16 protein-coding genes are annotated in these 15,799 nt (G+C 69.6%); 9 read left to right on the forward strand and 7 right to left on the reverse strand.

The annotated features are described in order from the left end of the window. Positions 1 to 24: 24 nt before the first annotated feature. Genes SCNU_RS01115 through SCNU_RS01125 form a run of 3 tightly spaced genes read right to left on the reverse strand, consistent with a single transcriptional unit; the run spans position 25 to position 3,625 of the window. Complete coding sequence (locus SCNU_RS01115) at positions 25 to 1,269, reverse strand: glycosyltransferase family 4 protein (RefSeq protein ID WP_009677501.1); 1,245 nt, start codon at positions 1,267 to 1,269, stop codon at positions 25 to 27. Beyond that, positions 1,269 to 2,807: a 1,4-alpha-glucan branching protein domain-containing protein gene (locus tag SCNU_RS01120; protein ID WP_009677502.1), complete on the reverse strand. Its 1,539-nt coding sequence runs from the start codon at positions 2,805 to 2,807 to the stop codon at positions 1,269 to 1,271. The genes SCNU_RS01115 and SCNU_RS01120 overlap by 1 nt, the downstream gene beginning before the upstream one ends. Beyond that, positions 2,807 to 3,625: a class I SAM-dependent methyltransferase gene (locus SCNU_RS01125; RefSeq protein WP_009677503.1), complete on the reverse strand. Its 819-nt coding sequence runs from the start codon at positions 3,623 to 3,625 to the stop codon at positions 2,807 to 2,809. Before SCNU_RS01125 ends, SCNU_RS01120 begins: the two co-directional genes overlap by 1 nt. A gap of 159 nt (positions 3,626 to 3,784) precedes the next feature. On the opposite strand from SCNU_RS01125, the gene SCNU_RS01130 reads away from it, so the two are divergent. Together SCNU_RS01130 and SCNU_RS01135 are read left to right on the forward strand one after the other, a co-directional pair. Beyond that, entirely contained in the window at positions 3,785 to 4,570 is a 786-nt protein-coding gene (locus SCNU_RS01130) for an electron transfer flavoprotein subunit beta/FixA family protein (RefSeq protein WP_009677504.1), read from the forward strand. Between the two features lie 51 nt (positions 4,571 to 4,621). Next, positions 4,622 to 5,575, forward strand: coding sequence for an electron transfer flavoprotein subunit alpha/FixB family protein (locus SCNU_RS01135; protein ID WP_009677505.1), 954 nt, complete (start codon positions 4,622 to 4,624; stop codon positions 5,573 to 5,575). 404 nt (positions 5,576 to 5,979) lie between these two features. On the opposite strand, the gene SCNU_RS01140 is transcribed toward SCNU_RS01135, so the two are convergent. Then, on the reverse strand, positions 5,980 to 6,288 hold the full coding sequence (locus SCNU_RS01140; RefSeq protein WP_009677506.1) for a GIY-YIG nuclease family protein: 309 nt from the start codon (positions 6,286 to 6,288) through the stop codon (positions 5,980 to 5,982). A gap of 245 nt (positions 6,289 to 6,533) precedes the next feature. Here SCNU_RS01140 and SCNU_RS01145 point away from each other — a divergent pair, with 245 nt between their 5' ends. From SCNU_RS01145 to SCNU_RS01165, 5 genes are read left to right on the forward strand one after another with little or no spacing between them, the layout of a single operon-like run. Continuing rightward, positions 6,534 to 7,379, forward strand: a complete 846-nt coding sequence (locus tag SCNU_RS01145) for a GNAT family N-acetyltransferase (RefSeq protein WP_009677507.1) — start codon at positions 6,534 to 6,536, stop codon at positions 7,377 to 7,379. Positions 7,380 to 7,388: 9 nt separating this feature from the next. Then, positions 7,389 to 8,249, forward strand: coding sequence for a lysophospholipid acyltransferase family protein (locus SCNU_RS01150; protein WP_009677508.1), 861 nt, complete (start codon positions 7,389 to 7,391; stop codon positions 8,247 to 8,249). 39 nt (positions 8,250 to 8,288) lie between these two features. After that, positions 8,289 to 9,512, forward strand: coding sequence for a cysteine desulfurase family protein (locus SCNU_RS01155; RefSeq protein WP_009677509.1), 1,224 nt, complete (start codon positions 8,289 to 8,291; stop codon positions 9,510 to 9,512). Then, complete coding sequence (mnmA, locus tag SCNU_RS01160; RefSeq protein ID WP_009677510.1) at positions 9,512 to 10,600, forward strand: tRNA 2-thiouridine(34) synthase MnmA; 1,089 nt, start codon at positions 9,512 to 9,514, stop codon at positions 10,598 to 10,600. Before SCNU_RS01155 ends, mnmA begins: the two co-directional genes overlap by 1 nt. Then, positions 10,597 to 11,622: a methionine synthase gene (locus SCNU_RS01165; protein WP_274378020.1), complete on the forward strand. Its 1,026-nt coding sequence runs from the start codon at positions 10,597 to 10,599 to the stop codon at positions 11,620 to 11,622. Before mnmA ends, SCNU_RS01165 begins: the two co-directional genes overlap by 4 nt. Before the next feature lie 56 nt (positions 11,623 to 11,678). Here SCNU_RS01165 and SCNU_RS01170 read toward each other — a convergent pair whose 3' ends face one another. Then, positions 11,679 to 12,068: an MmcQ/YjbR family DNA-binding protein gene (locus SCNU_RS01170; protein WP_009677512.1), complete on the reverse strand. Its 390-nt coding sequence runs from the start codon at positions 12,066 to 12,068 to the stop codon at positions 11,679 to 11,681. Positions 12,069 to 12,135: 67 nt separating this feature from the next. Here SCNU_RS01170 and ligA point away from each other — a divergent pair, with 67 nt between their 5' ends. Beyond that, positions 12,136 to 14,214 carry an NAD-dependent DNA ligase LigA gene (gene ligA, locus SCNU_RS01175; RefSeq protein ID WP_009677513.1) on the forward strand — a complete coding sequence of 693 codons (2,079 nt, stop codon included), beginning with the start codon at positions 12,136 to 12,138 and terminating at the stop codon, positions 14,212 to 14,214. A 49-nt stretch (positions 14,215 to 14,263) separates the two neighbouring features. Here the strand turns inward: ligA and SCNU_RS01180 are convergent, their stop codons facing one another. Both SCNU_RS01180 and SCNU_RS01185 read right to left on the reverse strand, forming a co-directional pair. Further along, a complete protein-coding gene (locus SCNU_RS01180) occupies positions 14,264 to 14,974 on the reverse strand; it encodes an ACT domain-containing protein (protein ID WP_009677514.1) in 711 nt (236 codons plus the stop codon). 4 nt (positions 14,975 to 14,978) lie between these two features. Further along, positions 14,979 to 15,317 carry a YbjQ family protein gene (locus SCNU_RS01185; RefSeq protein ID WP_009677515.1) on the reverse strand — a complete coding sequence of 113 codons (339 nt, stop codon included), beginning with the start codon at positions 15,315 to 15,317 and terminating at the stop codon, positions 14,979 to 14,981. Positions 15,318 to 15,487: 170 nt separating this feature from the next. Between SCNU_RS01185 and gatC the strand changes: the two genes are divergently transcribed. Continuing rightward, on the forward strand, positions 15,488 to 15,799 hold the full coding sequence (gene gatC / locus SCNU_RS01190; protein WP_009677516.1) for an Asp-tRNA(Asn)/Glu-tRNA(Gln) amidotransferase subunit GatC: 312 nt from the start codon (positions 15,488 to 15,490) through the stop codon (positions 15,797 to 15,799).

Genomic DNA, 15,799 nt, shown 5'->3' on the forward strand with positions numbered 1-15,799 from the left:
TTCTCATTGCGCCGCCGGCCGGGATCACACGCCCGGATCGCGCTCCGGCATCGGTCGGAGGGGGATCTCCGGTCGTCCCAGAACTCGCGCCGGACGGCGTCGCGCAGACGCGTAGACCTCGGCGGTCCGCTTCGCGATCGACTGCCACGTGAACTCCTCGCCGAGGCGGGTGCGCGCGCGGCGAGCACGCTGCTGCGTCGCCGCCGGATCGGCCAGCGCGTCGCACACGGCCGTGGCGAGACCAGCCGGGTCGAAGGGCTCGAACGTCCAGCCCGTGTCGCCGTCGGTCACGGCTTCGCCGAGTCCGCCCGCGGTGGAGGTGATCAACGGGATGCCGGTCGCCGCGGCCTCGAGCGCGACGATCCCGAACGGCTCATAGCGACTGGGCAGGACGATCGCGTCGCAGTGGTGCATCAGCCTCAGCAGGCCCTCGTGATCCTGCGTGCCGACGAAGTCGACCGCGGCGGTGACGCCGTGGTCCGCGGCCTGCTCGCGCAGCCAGGCGAGCTGGGTGCCGTCGCCCGCAACGGTCAGCCGCGTGCGCGGGTGCGCGCGGCGGATCGCGGGGAGCGCTTCGAGCAGGTCCTGCACGCCCTTCTCGTACTCGAGACGGCCGGCGAACAGCAGCTCGGGGGGACCGGCGTGGACCCGCCGGTCCACGAAGCTCCAGGTTCGGACGTCGATCCCGTTGTGGATCACGGTGATCGGTGGCAACTGCGGCCCGAACAGGGTGTCGACCTCATCGCGCATCGACGCGGAGCAGGTGATGAGGGAGTCCGAGGCGTTCGCCAGCCACCACTCCACCGAATGCACCTGGCGGTTGATGTGCCCCGCCACCCAGCCGCTGTGCCTGCCCGCCTCGGTCGCGTGCAGCGTCGAGACCAGGGGTACGTCGAAGTACTGGGCGAGCGCGATGGCCGGGTGGGCCACCAGCCAATCGTGCGCGTGCACAACGTCCGGGGCGGGGCCGTCGCGCAGGATCCGCAGGCCCGCGCGGACGAAGCCGTGGCCCATGGCGAGCGTCCACGCCATCATGTCGGCGCCGAAGTCGAACGCGGGCGGATCCTCGGCGACGGCGATCACCCGGACCCCGTTGACGACCGTGTCGGTGGTGGGATGGGTGCTCGCGTCGGTGCCGGAGGGCTGCCGGGTGAGGACGGTGACGTCGTGACCTAGGTCGGCGACGGCCTCGGTCAGATGGTGGACATGCCTGCCGAGCCCGCCCACCACCACCGGCGGGTACTCCCAGGAGACGACGAGGACGCGCATCAGAAGCCGCCTTCCCGGGCGGGCAGCCGCCTCGCGTCGAGGGCGCCGAACAGATTGTCGGCATGTCGCCAGCCGTCTGCCAACTGCCGGGCCCGGCCCTCCTTACCGGCGTCGGCCGCGGCGCAGATCTCCCGGGTCGCATGCGCGTGCTTGTAGGCGCGGTCCTGCGCGTAGCCTGCGGCGGTGTCCTTCGAGATCATGAACGGCCAGTCGGACTGGACGGTCATCAGCGTCTCCCGCAGGATCTGGTCGGCGATCCCGTCGCGCGCCGGAACACCCGGGGCGTGGCCGCGCCGTTTGTCGAGCGAGTCGAGCGCGGTATCGGTGACCTCGCTGTTCAGCTGGACGAGATGCTGAACCTGCGGACCCTCCCACACGCGCCAGTCCTTGCCCGAGCCCCATGACGAGTCGTCGAGCTCCACCGGTTCGCCGACGTAACCGTTCCGGCGGGCGGTCGCGAGCGAGCCGACCGTGACTCCGGCCTCGGGAAGTCGGCGCATCAGTCGCTCCAGCCAGATGGGCCCCTCGTGCCACCAGTGTCCGTACAACTCGGTGTCGAACGCCGCGACGACGTGAGCAGGCCGGCCGATCCGCTCCGACTCGGAGATCAGCCGCGCGCGGATGCAGTCGATGAAGTCGTCGACGTGCTTGTCGATCACCGGATCCACCAACGACGGGTCGTACGGCTTCTTCGCCTCGCCCGGCACGTTCTTCCCCGTGACGCGGACCGGTTTGAAGCCCGTCTGGTGGTCGTAGGTGTGGAAGTCGCGGTACGCGGCGTGGCCCGGGTATCCGGACTTGGGCGACCACACGCGGTAACTCACGGTGAGGTCGCGGCCGAAGGCGACCACGCCGGAGTCGCCGACCGGCCGGCCGAGGGCGGTGTCGCCGTGCAGGGTGGGGCCGTCGACCATGAAGTGACCGACGCCTGCGGCGCGGTACTCCTGCTCCATGCCCGGCGTGTAGGCGCATTCGGGCGCCCAGATGCCCGTCGGCCGGGTACCCCAGCGCAACTCGGCGTCGGCCAGGCCCTCGCTCAGCGAGAACTGCCGGAGCCGACTGTCGAGCAGGGGCTGAAACGGGTGGGCGAGCGGGCCGCCCAGCAGTTCGATGATCCCGGACGACACCAATGGCCGGATCTGCGGGCTCCCGCCGTGCCGCCACTGCGTCTCGAAGTCATGCAAAGCGGCTGCCGCGGAACGGAACTCGCGATGTCCCATACGGCGGCGGTCGGGTTCCGGCGCGATCGCCGCCTCCATGGCGCGCAACTGCCAGTCGGCCAGCCACTCGTACATCGACGACGCACAGTGCGGATCGTCGAGCTGAGCGGCCAGGACCGGCGTGACGCCCAGCGAGAGCACGTCGGAGAAGCCGTCGTCGGCCAGACGCCGAAGGGCGGCGAAGACGGGCTGGTAGCAGTGGGCCCACGACTGATAGAGCCACTCCTCACCGACCGGCCAACGACTGTGGTTGGCGAGCCAGGGGAGATGCGAATGAAGTACCAGCGTGAACTGGCCGGGGACCTTGTCGACGGTCATCAGCGTCGGACGGCCACAGCGAACAGGTCGAGGCTGGCGTCGATGTCGGCGTCGGTCGCGGACAGGATGTCGAAGTCCGCGGTCGCGACGGCGGCGACGTCGTCGGTCAGCTCGGCCGGCCACTCGTCGCCGGCGAGCGCGCGCTCGATCTGCGCGTCGATGATCGACCCGCCCCACTTCTCGTCGAGTGCCCGCAGCGTCGCGCCGTGGAAGACACCGAGCATCTGCTGCACGTCGAAGCCGCCCCCGGCGCCGGTGACATTCGGCCCGCTCGCTTCGCTCCCGGCGCCGGCCAGCAACTCGGTCATCTCCGCCGCATTCAGCTCACGCGTGTGGAACGGGTTCAGCGGGGTGTCGCGGCCCGGGGAGAAGGTGATGCGATTCGGGGTGCTCATCAGCAGCACCCCGCCTGGGCGCAGCACCCGGTGGCACTCCGCGACGAAGGCGCTCTGGTCCCAGAGATGCTCGATGACCTGGAAGTTGACGACGACGTCGACCGAGGCGTCCGCCAGCGGCAGATCGATCAGATTCCCCTGGTGCACAATGAGTTCCGGGTATCGGCGGCGGGTGTGCTCGACGGCCTGCTCGTCGTAGTCCACACAGGTCACCGACGCGGCACGGGTCGCGACCATCGCTGCGCCGTACCCCTCGCCGGAGCCCGCTTCGAGCACGTCGAGTCCCGCACAGCGGTCCAGGATGTACTCGTAGGCCACCTCGTGGCGGCGGAACCAGTAGTTCTCGGCGGCAATCCCGGGCACGGTGCGTTCGCCGGTGAGCGCGAGCTGATCGGACTGCGGCGTCGGCTGGTAATCGGTCACCGCCACGACCTTAGGGCATGCCACCGTGGCCGCCACCACTCGGGAAGTGACCGGTGCCATGTTCTCTCCGTGGGCGACCAGCGGCTAAAGTGTTGAGTGACCCATGGCCTTACCGGCCGGTAAGTTGCCGAACCCGATGCAGGAGGTCGACGAAGACCCATGACGAATATTGTCGTTCTGATCAAGCAGGTTCCCGACACGTGGTCCGAGCGCAAGCTCGCCGATGGCGACTTCACGCTCGACCGGGAAGCCGCCGACGCAGTGCTCGATGAGATCAACGAGCGCGCCGTCGAAGAGGCACTGCAGATCAAGGAAGCCAACGGCGGTGAAGTGACGCTGCTGTGCGCCGGCCCGGAGCGCGCCACCGACGCCATCCGCAAGGCCCTGTCGATGGGCGCCGACAAGGCGATCCACATCAAGGACGACCTGATGCACGGCAGCGACGCGGTGCAGACCGCCTACGTCCTGGCTTCGGCGCTGGGCACGGTCGAGGGCGTCGAGATGGTCATCGCGGGCAACGAGGCCACCGACGGTCGCAGCGGTGCCGTCCCGGCCATGATCGCCGAGTACCTCGAGCTCCCGCACCTGACCCACCTGCGCAAGCTGGAGGTCGACGGCGAGACCCTGCGCGGCGAGCGTGAGACCGACGAGGGCATCTTCAACGTCGAGGCCACGCTGCCCGCGATCGTCTCGGTCAACGAGAAGATCAACGAGCCGCGCTTCCCGTCCTTCAAGGGCATCATGGCCGCCAAGAAGAAGGAAGTGAACGTCGTGACGCTGGCGGAGATCGGCGTCGACGCCGACACCGTCGGCCTGGCGAACGCGGGCAGCACCGTCACCGGTGTCACCCCGAAGGCTGAGAAGTCGGCCGGCGAGCGCGTCACCGACGAGGGCGACGGCGGCGTGAAGGTCGCTGAGTTCCTGGTCGCGTCGAAGATCATCTGATCGCGCCCACCACTTCATCTGGCGAACCCAAAGACATTCAGGAGAACAATCATGGCTGAAGTACTCGTGCTCGTTGAGCAGGATGCCGAAGGTGGGCTGAAGAAGGTCACCAGCGAGCTCATCACCGCGGCGCGTGCCCTCGGCACCCCGTCCGCCGTCGTCGTCGGCAAGCCGGGCTCGGCTGCGGGCGTCACCGCAGGCCTGACCGAGGCCGGCGCCGAGAAGATCTACGTCGCCGAGTCGGACGACGTCGCGACCTACCTGATCACCCCCAAGGTCGACGTGCTGTCGCAGCTGGCCGAGACCGCAGGCGCCGCGGGCGTTCTGGTCGCCGCCACCGCGGACGGCAAGGAGATCGCCGGCCGTCTGGCCGTGCGTCTGGGCTCCGGCCTGCTGACCGACGTCATCGACGTCAAGGAGGGTGGCGCAGGCGTCCACTCGATCTTCGGTGGCGCGTTCACCGTCGACGCTCAGGCCGGTGGCGACACCCCGGTCATCTCGGTGCGTCCGGGCGGCGTCGAGGCTGCTCCGGCAGCCGGCGCAGGCGAGGTCGTCAACGTCGAGGTCCCGGCCCAGGAAGGCGGTGTGAAGATCACCGGCTTCGCACCGAACGTCGGTGGCGACCGTCCGGAGCTCACCGAGGCGTCGATCGTCGTCTCGGGTGGCCGCGGTGTCGGCTCGGCCGAGCAGTTCTCGGTGGTCGAGGCCCTCGCGGACTCGCTCGGTGCCGCTGTCGGCGCCTCGCGCGCCGCTGTCGACTCGGGTTACTACCCGGGCCAGTTCCAGGTCGGTCAGACGGGCAAGACCGTCTCGCCGCAGCTGTACATCGCCCTGGGCATCTCGGGCGCCATCCAGCACCGTGCCGGCATGCAGACCTCGAAGACCATCGTCGCCGTCAACAAGGACGAAGAGGCTCCGATCTTCGAGATCAGCGACTTCGGCATCGTCGGCGACCTGTTCAACGTCGCCCCGCAGCTGACCGAGGAGATCAACAAGCGCAAGTGACGCGCTGATCATCGCGTAAGCGATCGCCGAACGCCCCGCCGCAGACTTTGCGGCGGGGCGTTCCGCGTCTCCGGCGCTGGTTGAGCGCGACCCCGCCCGTTGGTTGAGTGCGACCCCGCCCGTTGGTCGGGCGAGGCGCCGGCCCGTTGGTTGAGCGAGGCGCCGGCCCGTTGGTTGAGCGAGCGGAGCGAGTCGAAACCCCTTGCGGTGTGCTGGTTCTCGGTGTGTGGTGCGGTGATCTCGACTCTCTTCGCTCGCTCAATCGGCGGGTGGTCGGCAGTGCCTGTTCGCTGCGCGGGCGCGACTGCCGCGGGGCGAGCGAGACCCCGTCCGTTGGTTGGGCGAGCGCTTCCCGCCCGTTGGTTGAGCGAGCGGAGCGAGTCGAAACCCCGCACCAGAGGAGGTCAGTCACGCCCGGACGTCGTCGGCCGCCGATACCCGCGCTTCGACAGCCCGGGCAAGCGTTCGGGCGCGCCGTCGATCAGTGCTTCGCGCTTCGCCCGGGACCATCCCTGAACTCGCTTCTCCATCTCGTACGCCTCGGCGACGGTGTCGAACTCTTCGACGAACACGAGCGTGACGGGCCGTCGCCGTCGCGTGTACGCGGCGCCGACACCGTCCATGTGCTGACTGATGCGGGCCTCGAGATTGCGGGTGCTCCCGACGTAGTAGCTGTCGTCGGCGCAGCGCAGGATGTACATGAAACCGGACATGCGACGACGGTCGCACGTCGACGGCCTCGGCGGTATCGGGCTGTCCACAGGTACGCGCGGACGGTGGGTGTCCCAGCCCGGGTGCGGGGGTTTCGACTCGCTTCGCGCGCTCAACCAGCGGAAGGGCTCGCCCAACCAGCCGCTCAACCCAACTGCCACCGGCGATCCAGGAATTAACCCGTCGTGTCCTGACATGTCACGTCGCATTGCCGGGCGCGTCGAACGGCACGCCTTGACTGCGAGGCATGACAGCAACGGATGTCTCCAACAGCTTCCCGTCATCGCAGTCCACTCGCCGCCGGGTCGCCCGACCGGTTCTCGCGGGCGGCGACTACCAGGTGCTCGTCTCCGAGAATCCATCCGACATCGAGGACGCGCAGCGCCTGCGATACGACGTGTTCAACAACGAGCCCGGGTACTCCGACGGCATCGGCGACGTCGACTCCGGACGCGACGCCGACGGGTTCGATGAGTACTGCGAGCACATGCTGGTCCGGCACATGCCCACCGGTGCGCTCGTGGGCTGCGCTCGCGTGCTGCCGCCGCCGCGCGCCATCGCGGCGGGCGGCTGGTACTCGGCGACCGAGTTCGACCTCGCCGAACTCGAGGGGATTCGCGGCGAGACGGTCGAGATGGGCCGCGCCGTCGTCGACCCCGCGCACCGCAGCGGCTCGGTGACCGCGATGCTCTGGGCCGCCGTCCTCAACTACCTGGAAGAGGGGAGCTACCGCTACCTCATGGGGTGCGTGTCGGTACCGCTGGAGTCGGAGATCGGCCGCGGTCGGGAGCTGCGCGGGATCCGCGACCTCGCGCGCGACAGGCACCGCGCCGACTGGCAGGTCTACCCGTACCGGAAGGTCGAGGTCGACGGCCGCTCGCTCGACGACCTCGAGCCGCCGGCGACAAACCGCCTGCCCGCGTTGCTGCGCGGCTACGTCCGGCTCGGTGCGCGGGTGTGCGGTGAGCCGGCCTTCGACGAGGTCTTCGACGTCGGCGATTTCCTCACGGTGCTCGACCGCTACAACGGCGACCAGCGCTACACGGACCGGCTGCGCGGAGCGCTGACCCGGCTCGGCACCGACGAGAAATAGGGCGCATACATGGAGACAGGCGCCTGGATGCCGGTCAGTCCGTGCGGCGCGCACTGCGTTCACACACGAGCCCGGCCCGCGTCGCCGCTGCGCTCCGGGCTTCGGCTCGCCGCACTCGGGTTGATCGGGCCGGTGATCCTGGCCGCCGGTCTGCTCACCGTGCTGTGTCCCCGGGCCATGCGTCACGGCTACTGGCGCGGCAGCGCGAGGGTCGCGCTGCGGGCGATGGGCGTGATGCTGGAGATCGACGACCGCCGTCCGCGCGACGCACGCAGAGTGCGCGGCGCGCTGATGGTGGCGAACCACATCTCGTTCCTGGACATCGTGGCACTCGCCTGCGTCGCACCCGCGCGGTTCGTCGCGAAGCGGGAAGTGCTGCAGATGCCCGGCTTCGGACCCGTCGCCCGATTGTTCGGCGTCCTGCCGCACCGGCGCGGCGACCTACGACGACTGCCGCCGATGATCGATCGGGTCACCGGCATCCTCGACCGCGGCCGGCCGGTCGCGGTGTTCCCCGAGGGCACCACGTGGTGTGGCACGGCGTCCGGCCGTTTTCGTCCGGCCTTCTTCCAGGCGGCGATCGACGCGGGCGTGCCGATCCTGCCGGTGCGACTGGTGTACTCCGACGACGGCAGCCGGACCACGATGCCCGGATTCCTGGGGGAGGACACGGTCGGCACCACGCTGTCGCGGATCGTCCGCTCCCGCCGACTGCGGATCACCGTCACGGTATTCGACATGCAGCTGCCGGTCGGGGACCGCGGGAGCCTCGCGTCCGCAGCGCAGATGCTGATCGTGCCTGCGGAGCCGATCGAGGCGCTCCGTGAATTCGAAGTGGATCTCGACGATCCGGTCCGGCTCCCGGCGTGATTTTCCGGGCTGTCGCCGCGCGGCTATCCTGGGTACGTCATGTCCTCGCCGCATTCCGCCGTCTATCTCGACAACGCCGCGTCCACCGCGCTGGTCCCCGAAGCCGCCGCGGCGATGACCGCCGCGTGGACCCATCCGGGGAACGCGTCGTCGCTGCACGGTTCGGGCCGAGCCGCGCGCCGCACGCTCGAGGAGTCGCGCGAGTCGATCGCCCGCGACCTCGGCGCACGACCGTCCGAGGTGATCTTCACCGGCGGCGGCACGGAGTCCGACAACCTGGCGCTGAAGGGCATCTTCGCTGCGCGGCGCTGTGAGGACCGGCGTCGCCGCAAGATCATCATCTCCGCGGTCGAACACCACGCCGTGCTGGATCCGGCGCAGTGGCTCGCCGACGAGGCCGGGGCCGAACTGATCGTTCTCCCGGTCGACGCCGACGGTTTCGTCCGGCCGGAGTCGGTCCGCGCCGCGCTCGAGGAGCACGCCGGTGAGATCGCTCTGGTCTCGGTGATGTGGGCGAACAACGAAGTCGGCAGCGTGCAGCCGATCGCCGAGATCGCCCGGCTGGGCGCGGAGGCCGGCGTTCCGGTGCACTCCGACGCGGTGGCGGCCGTCGGTCATCTGCCCGTCGACTTCGCGGCGAGCGGTCTGTCCGCGATGTCGGTCGCGGCGCACAAGTTCGGCGGTCCGCAGGGCGCCGGCGTGCTGGTGATCGGTCGCGACGTGTCGTGCGTTCCGCTCCTGCACGGCGGGGGACACGAACGCGATCTCCGGTCGGGCACCCCCGACGTCGCCTCCGCCGCGGGCATGGCCGCCGCCCTGCGCGTGGCCGTCGGCGAGCGTGAGGAAGAGGCACGCCGGGTCGGAGCGCTGCGCGACCGACTCGCCGGGGTGCTCGGTGCGATCGAGGGGGTCCGCGTCAACGGAGCGCTCCCCGTCGACCGATCCCTCGCCCTGCCCGGACTGCTGCACGTGTCACTGGCCGGATGCGAGGGCGATTCGCTGCTCATGCTGCTCGACGCCAAGGGCGTCGAATGCTCCACCGGTTCGGCGTGCACCGCGGGCGTCGCCGCCGCCAGCCACGTCCTGCTGGCGATGGGACTGGACACCGCGACGGCCCGCGGCTCCCTCCGGTTCTCGCTGGGGGCGACGAACACAGATCACGACATCGACGTCGTCGCAGGCGTCATCGGCGAGGTCGTCGAGCGGGCCCGGGCCGCCGGGCTCCTCTCGGCGACCGGCGCACGAGCAGGAGGTGTGCACTGATGCGAGTACTCGCAGCCATGAGTGGAGGCGTCGATTCGGCGGTCGCGGCCGCCCGGGCGGTTGAGGCCGGGCACGAGGTCGTCGGTGTTCACCTGGCGTTGTCGACCGCGCCCGGCGCGCTGCGGACCGGCTCGCGCGGCTGCTGCTCGCGGGAGGACGCCGACGATGCGCGACGCGCAGCGGACCTGCTCGGCATCCCTTTCTACGTGTGGGACTTCGCCGATCGGTTCAAGGAGGACGTGATCGACGAGTTCGTCGCGGCCTACGCGGCGGGCGAGACACCCAACCCCTGCCTGTCGTGCAACGAGAAGATCAAGTTCTCGGCGTTGGCTGAGCGGGCGGTCGCGCTCGGCTTCGACGCGCTGGTGACCGGGCATTACGCCCGGCTCGCCGACGGTGAGCTGCGCCGCGCGGTCGACGCGGACAAGGACCAGTCGTATGTCCTGGCCGTTCTCGACCACCAGCAGCTGTCGCGCGCGATGTTCCCCGTCGGCGACACCCCGAAGCCGCGGATCCGCGAGGAGGCGGAGCGGCGGGGGCTGGCGGTCGCGAACAAGCCCGACTCGCACGACATCTGCTTCATTCCGACCGGCGACACGCGGGCCTTCCTCGGCGCGCGGATCGGTGTCCGGCCGGGTGCCGTGGTCGACGGCGCGACCGGTGACACCCTCGCTGAGCACGACGGCGTCCACGGCTTCACCATCGGTCAGCGGAAGGGCCTCGGTATCGAGGCGCCGGCTGCCGACGGCCATCCGCGCTACGTGACCGGCATCGATCCCGACAGCGGCACCGTCACCGTCGGCACCGCGGCCGATCTCGAGGTCACCTCGATCAGTGCGAATCGGGCCGTGTGGACCTCCGGCCGGACGCCCGAGGGGCCTGTGGAGTGCATCGTCCAGGTACGCGCCCACGGCGGGCTGGCGCAGGCGGTCGCGACTCCCGTCGACACGCCCGACGGACCGGGTATCCAGATCGATCTGCGCGAACCGCTGCGCGGCGTCGCTCGCGGTCAAGCGGCGGTGCTCTACGTTCCGGATGCGGCCGGCGATCAGGTGATCGGGTGCGGCCGGATCACCGGCTCGGAGTGAGCGACATCGAGCCCGGTCTCCCCACCGGAGTCGGCACCGGAATCGGTTCGATGCCCGGCACGCAGCCGCGCGAGGCGATCCGGGTGGCCGCGGGTGAACTGGATCTGCCGTTCCTTCCCGAGCTCCCCGCGCGAGGCGTCGGCGCGGACATGATCGGGCGGACCGGCGCTCTGCTCGTGGAGCTGCCGGTCGACATGGTGCACCGGGCGTATCGCCTCGCCGACCATCCGAACACCACGACGCGCAGGGCCGCGGACTGGCTCCGATGGGATCTCGACGCTCTCGAAGAGCACTGGGAGACCACCGGACTCACCGGCACCGGGGTGGTCAAGGTGCAGGCCTGCGGGCCGCTGACCTTCGCGGCCAACGTCGAACTGCGCGGCGGACACAAGATCGTGAAGGACCGCGGCGCGGTCCGCGATGTGGCGGCCTCGCTCACCGAAGGACTGCGGAACCACATCGCCGAGGTGCGGCGACGACTCGGCGCACGCGTGGTGGTGCAACTCGACGAACCGGACGTCGGCCGGGTCATCGACGGTACGGTCACCCCGCTGACGCGGCTCGACCCGATCCGGCCCGTCGCGGCCCCCGACGCTGCGGAACTGCTCCAGCAGATGATCGACGCGCTCGGCGTCCCGGTGCTCCTGCACTCGTGCGGTCGGCCGCGCTGGGACCTGACCGGCAGGCTCGAACGAGTCGCCCTGTCGCTCGATGTGACCGGGCTGCGTCCCGACCGCGACTACGACGCTCTCGGCGCGTTCATCGACAGCGGTGGCGTCCTGGCTGCCGGACTGATCCCGACCGCCGAGCCGCCCGGACCGGTGGACGCCGAGTCGCTCGCCGGGCGACTGACCGAGACCGTGGACCGCATCGGGCTTCCGCGTCGGATCCTGCGCGACAACCTGTTGGTGACGCCGACGTGCGGACTCGCATCGGCGACGCCTGCGTGGGCCGCCCGAGCACTGACCCTGGCCTCGGAGGTCGCCTCCGGACTGGCCGCCGATCCGGACTTCGGTAATTGAATCCCCGATAGCGTCGAGTCTTCGCTCGAAACGCTGAAACACGCGGATTCGGGGATTCAAATACGAGAATCCAGTTCGTTGATCACGCGCTTGGGCGCGATCTGGCGGAAGCCGGCGTCCAGCAGTTCGGCGATCTCATCCCAGTCGGAGTCGGCCGCGAGGTCGATGCCGAGCCATCCGTACGCGCCGACGTACGCGGGGACGAAGAAGCGGTCGTCCTGGACGAGGGCCTCGCGCTCGGCCGGATCGGGAATGAACAGCAGCGCCTGGTCGTGGCGGACCTTGGTGCCCTTCTCTCCACCGCCGTACATCGCGAACATCTTCCCGCAGCGGAACGTGGGCCTGCCGTGCGCGATCTTCTCGGTCGTCTCCGGCAGTCCGAGGGCGAGCGTTCGCAGTCGCACCAGCATCGGGTCGTCGTCGGAGAACATGATCGGATGCGGCATGCCGGTAAGCGTAGTGGCGGGCTTTCCGGGCCGCCGGATTGTCGGAGCACTCCGCTAATCTGAACGCGTGACTGAGGCTGACGGATCGGGTACCGACTGGGCGCGCGAGTGGGCACTGCTCGCGGAAGAGGTGCGGGGACACCAGTTCCGCTACTACGTACAGGATGCGCCGGTCATCAGCGACGGTGAGTTCGACACCCTGTTGCGCAGGCTGCAGGCACTCGAGGACGAGCATCCCGAACTCGCGGTCGCCGATTCACCGACCAAGCTCGTCGGCGGCGGCTTCTCGACGGATTTCACCTCGGTCGATCACCTCGAGCGGATGATGTCCCTCGACAACGTCTTCGACCACGACGAGATGCGCACGTGGGTTTCGCGTACCGAGGCCGAGATCGGCGCGGGCACGGAGTTCCTGTGCGAGCTCAAGATCGACGGCGTCGCGCTGGCATTGGTGTACGAGAACGGCAAGCTGGTGCGCGGGGTGACCCGCGGCGACGGTCGTACCGGCGAGGACGTGACCCTCAACGCGCGGACGATCACCGACGTTCCGCATGTGCTCGACGACGCCGTGCGGCCGGTCCCGGCGCTGCTCGAAGTCCGCGGTGAGGTCTTCTTCCGCGTGGAGGACTTCCAGAACCTGAACGCCTCTCTGGTGGAGGACGGGAAGGCGCCGTTCGCGAACCCGCGGAACTCGGCCGCGGGCTCACTGCGCCAGAAGAACCCGCAGATCACCGCCAAGCGGCACCTGCGGATGATCTGCCACGGCATCGGCAAGATCGAGGGATGGCGCCCGGAATCGTTGCACGACGCGTACCTCGCGCTCGGCGAGTGGGGGCTGCCCGTCTCGAAGCACACCCGGAAGGTCACCGGGGCGGGCGAGATCGTGAAGACCATCGATTACTGGGGTGAGAACCGCCACTCGGTGGAGCACGAGATCGACGGTCTGGTGGTCAAAGTCGACGATGTCTCACAGCAGCGCAGGCTCGGCGCCACCTCACGTGCGCCGCGCTGGGCGATCGCCTACAAGTACCCGCCCGAGGAGGTCACCACCAAGCTGCTCGACATCATGGTCGGTGTCGGCCGCACGGGTCGGGTGACACCGTGGGCACTGATGGAACCGGTGTTGGTCGCGGGCTCGACGGTCGCGCGGGCGACGCTGCACAACGCGTTCGAAGTGAAGCGCAAGGGCGTGCTGATCGGCGACACCATCACCATCCGCAAGGCGGGCGACGTGATCCCCGAGGTCCTCGGACCGGTCGTCGAACTGCGCGACGGCACCGAGCGTGAGTTCGTGATGCCGACCAATTGCCCCGAGTGCGGAACCGAGCTCGCGCCGGCGAAGGAGGGGGACAAGGACATCCGCTGCCCGAACCAGCGGTCGTGCCCGGGACAGCTGCGCGAGCGGCTGTTCTACCTCGCGGGCCGCGGCGCGTTCGACATCGAGGCGCTCGGATACGAAGGGGCTCAAGCGCTTCTGTCGAGCGGTGTGCTCGCCGACGAGGGCGACCTGTTCTCCCTCACGGCCGACGATCTGATCAAGACCGACCTGTACACCACCAAGGCGGGAGCGCTGTCGGCCAACGGCAAGCGATTCCTCGACAATCTCGACAAGGCCAAGCACGTCCCGCTGTGGCGGGTGATCGTCGCGCTGTCGATCCGACACGTCGGTCCGACCCCCGCGCGGGCCCTGGCCACCGCGTTCGGCGATCTCGAGGCGATCCAGGCCGCGTCGGTGGAGGACCTGGCGCAGGTCGACGGGTTGGGGCCCACGCGCGCGGCCAGCGTGCACGACTGGTTCGCGGTGGACTGGCACCGGGAGATCGTCGCGAAGTGGCGAGCGGCCGGAGTCTCGATGGCCGACGAGCGCGACGACTCGATCGAACGGACATTGGAAGGCAAGACCATCGTGGTGACCGGCTCGCTGGTCGACTTCTCGCGCGACGGCGCCAAGGAGGCGATCATCTCGCGGGGCGGCAAGGCGTCCGGATCCGTCTCGAAGAAGACCGACTATGTCGTCGTCGGCGAGGCCGCGGGCAGCAAGGCGGACAAGGCCGAGCAGTTGGGCGTGCCGATTCTCGACGAGGACGGGTTCAAGGAACTGCTCGCGACCGGGGCCGTGGCCGGGGCGACGCCCACCGAGGACTGATCGGCTCGACGGCCGGTTCGGGGCGTCGCCGTCGGCTCCGGTCCGCGAGCTACTCGGCGGGCCGATGCTCGTCCGACGAGCGCTTGCCCGCCGAACTCTTCTTCGGCTTCTTGGTCGACAGGGTGCCGATGATGCCTGCCAGGTAGCCGAGTCGTGCGACCTCGGCGGGCCGGAACTCCGGACCGCCGATCCGCCCCAGCAGCAGGGCTTTGCCGCCGTCGCCGAGCGGGGCGGCGGCGACGCTCGTGTCCATCTCCCGCCACGACTCGGGGAGCCAGTCGGCGTCCGAGTCGAACGCGACCGGTCCGTCGAGCGGCAGCCAGTCGGCCGTCTGCAGCGGGCTCTCGGGCGCGCCCGAACTCGCGTACAGTCGCAGCACGTCCGAGCCCGGCCGCGAGACGATCGTCGCCCACGAGACCCGGAGCACTCGGGGTGCGTAATCGGCGAGGATCTGCAGCCGGTCGTCGCCGCCCGCGGCGACGAGGTCGATCAGCTCCAGCTCCTGGTGCGTGTCGAGCACGCCCGCGTGCGGTCGCAGGGAATCGACGTGGACGCCCGCCACCTTCTCGGCAGCGGTGATCAGCGTGTCCGGCAGCGCACCCGCGGGGAGGTCCACCACCAGATCGTCGACGGCATAGCCCTCGCCGCGTTCGATCACTTCGAGCGAGCGGATGTCCGCGCCGACCGCACCGAGCTGCACGGCGAGCATGCCGAGACTGCCGGGGCGGTCGTTCAGGAGAACGCGCAGCAGGTACGACACCGGGTCAGCGAGGCTGCTGATCGAAGGGACGGACGCCGACGGCCGTGCCGTACGCGCACACCTCGACGCCGCCGGAACCGGCGTACTCGTTGGTCTCGAAACGGAAGGCGAGCACGGCGTTGGCGCCCTTGCTCTGGGCTTCGGCGGCCAATCGGCTGAGCGCCTCGTGGCGCGCCTCGTGCAGCAACTGGGTGATGCCCTTGAGCTCGCCACCGCCGATTGATTTCAGGCTCGCTCCGATGTTGGAGCCGATGTGACGGGATCGAACCGTGAGGCCGAAGACCTCGCCGAACACGTGCTCGATACGGTAGCCCGGCAGTTCGTTTGTGGTGACGATGATCATGCGTCCAAGCTACGTGGTGCGGTACGGGCGAGCCACTCCAGGATCATTCGGCCGGTGCACGGTCCCTGCCCGGGCCCGGCCGGGACCGGCCGCATATCCTGGTAACCGAAACCCACTGTCCAAGAGCTCCCGCGGTGCGCCGTGATGTGAGCGCGAGCGAGAGGTCGACGATGTCCACCGATTCCCAGCCGGCGATCAGCCGGGACGAGGTCGCGCATCTGGCGCGGTTGTCCCGCCTGGCGCTCGACGACGCCGAACTCGACACCTACTCGTCGCAGCTCGAGAAGATCCTGAGTCATGTCGCGCAGATCTCCGAGGTCGCAGCCGACGACGTTCCGCCGACCGCGCACCCGGCCGACCTGCGCGACGTGCTGCGCGAAGACGTCGTCGTGCCCAGCCTCACCGCAGCGGAGGCGCTCTCCGGGGCGCCCGCCGTCGAACAGGAACGCTTCGCCGTTCCCCAGATCCTGGGAGAGGAGTGA

It is taken from the genome of Gordonia neofelifaecis NRRL B-59395, from assembly GCF_000192435.1.
In the GTDB taxonomy this organism is placed as follows: domain Bacteria; phylum Actinomycetota; class Actinomycetes; order Mycobacteriales; family Mycobacteriaceae; genus Gordonia; species Gordonia neofelifaecis.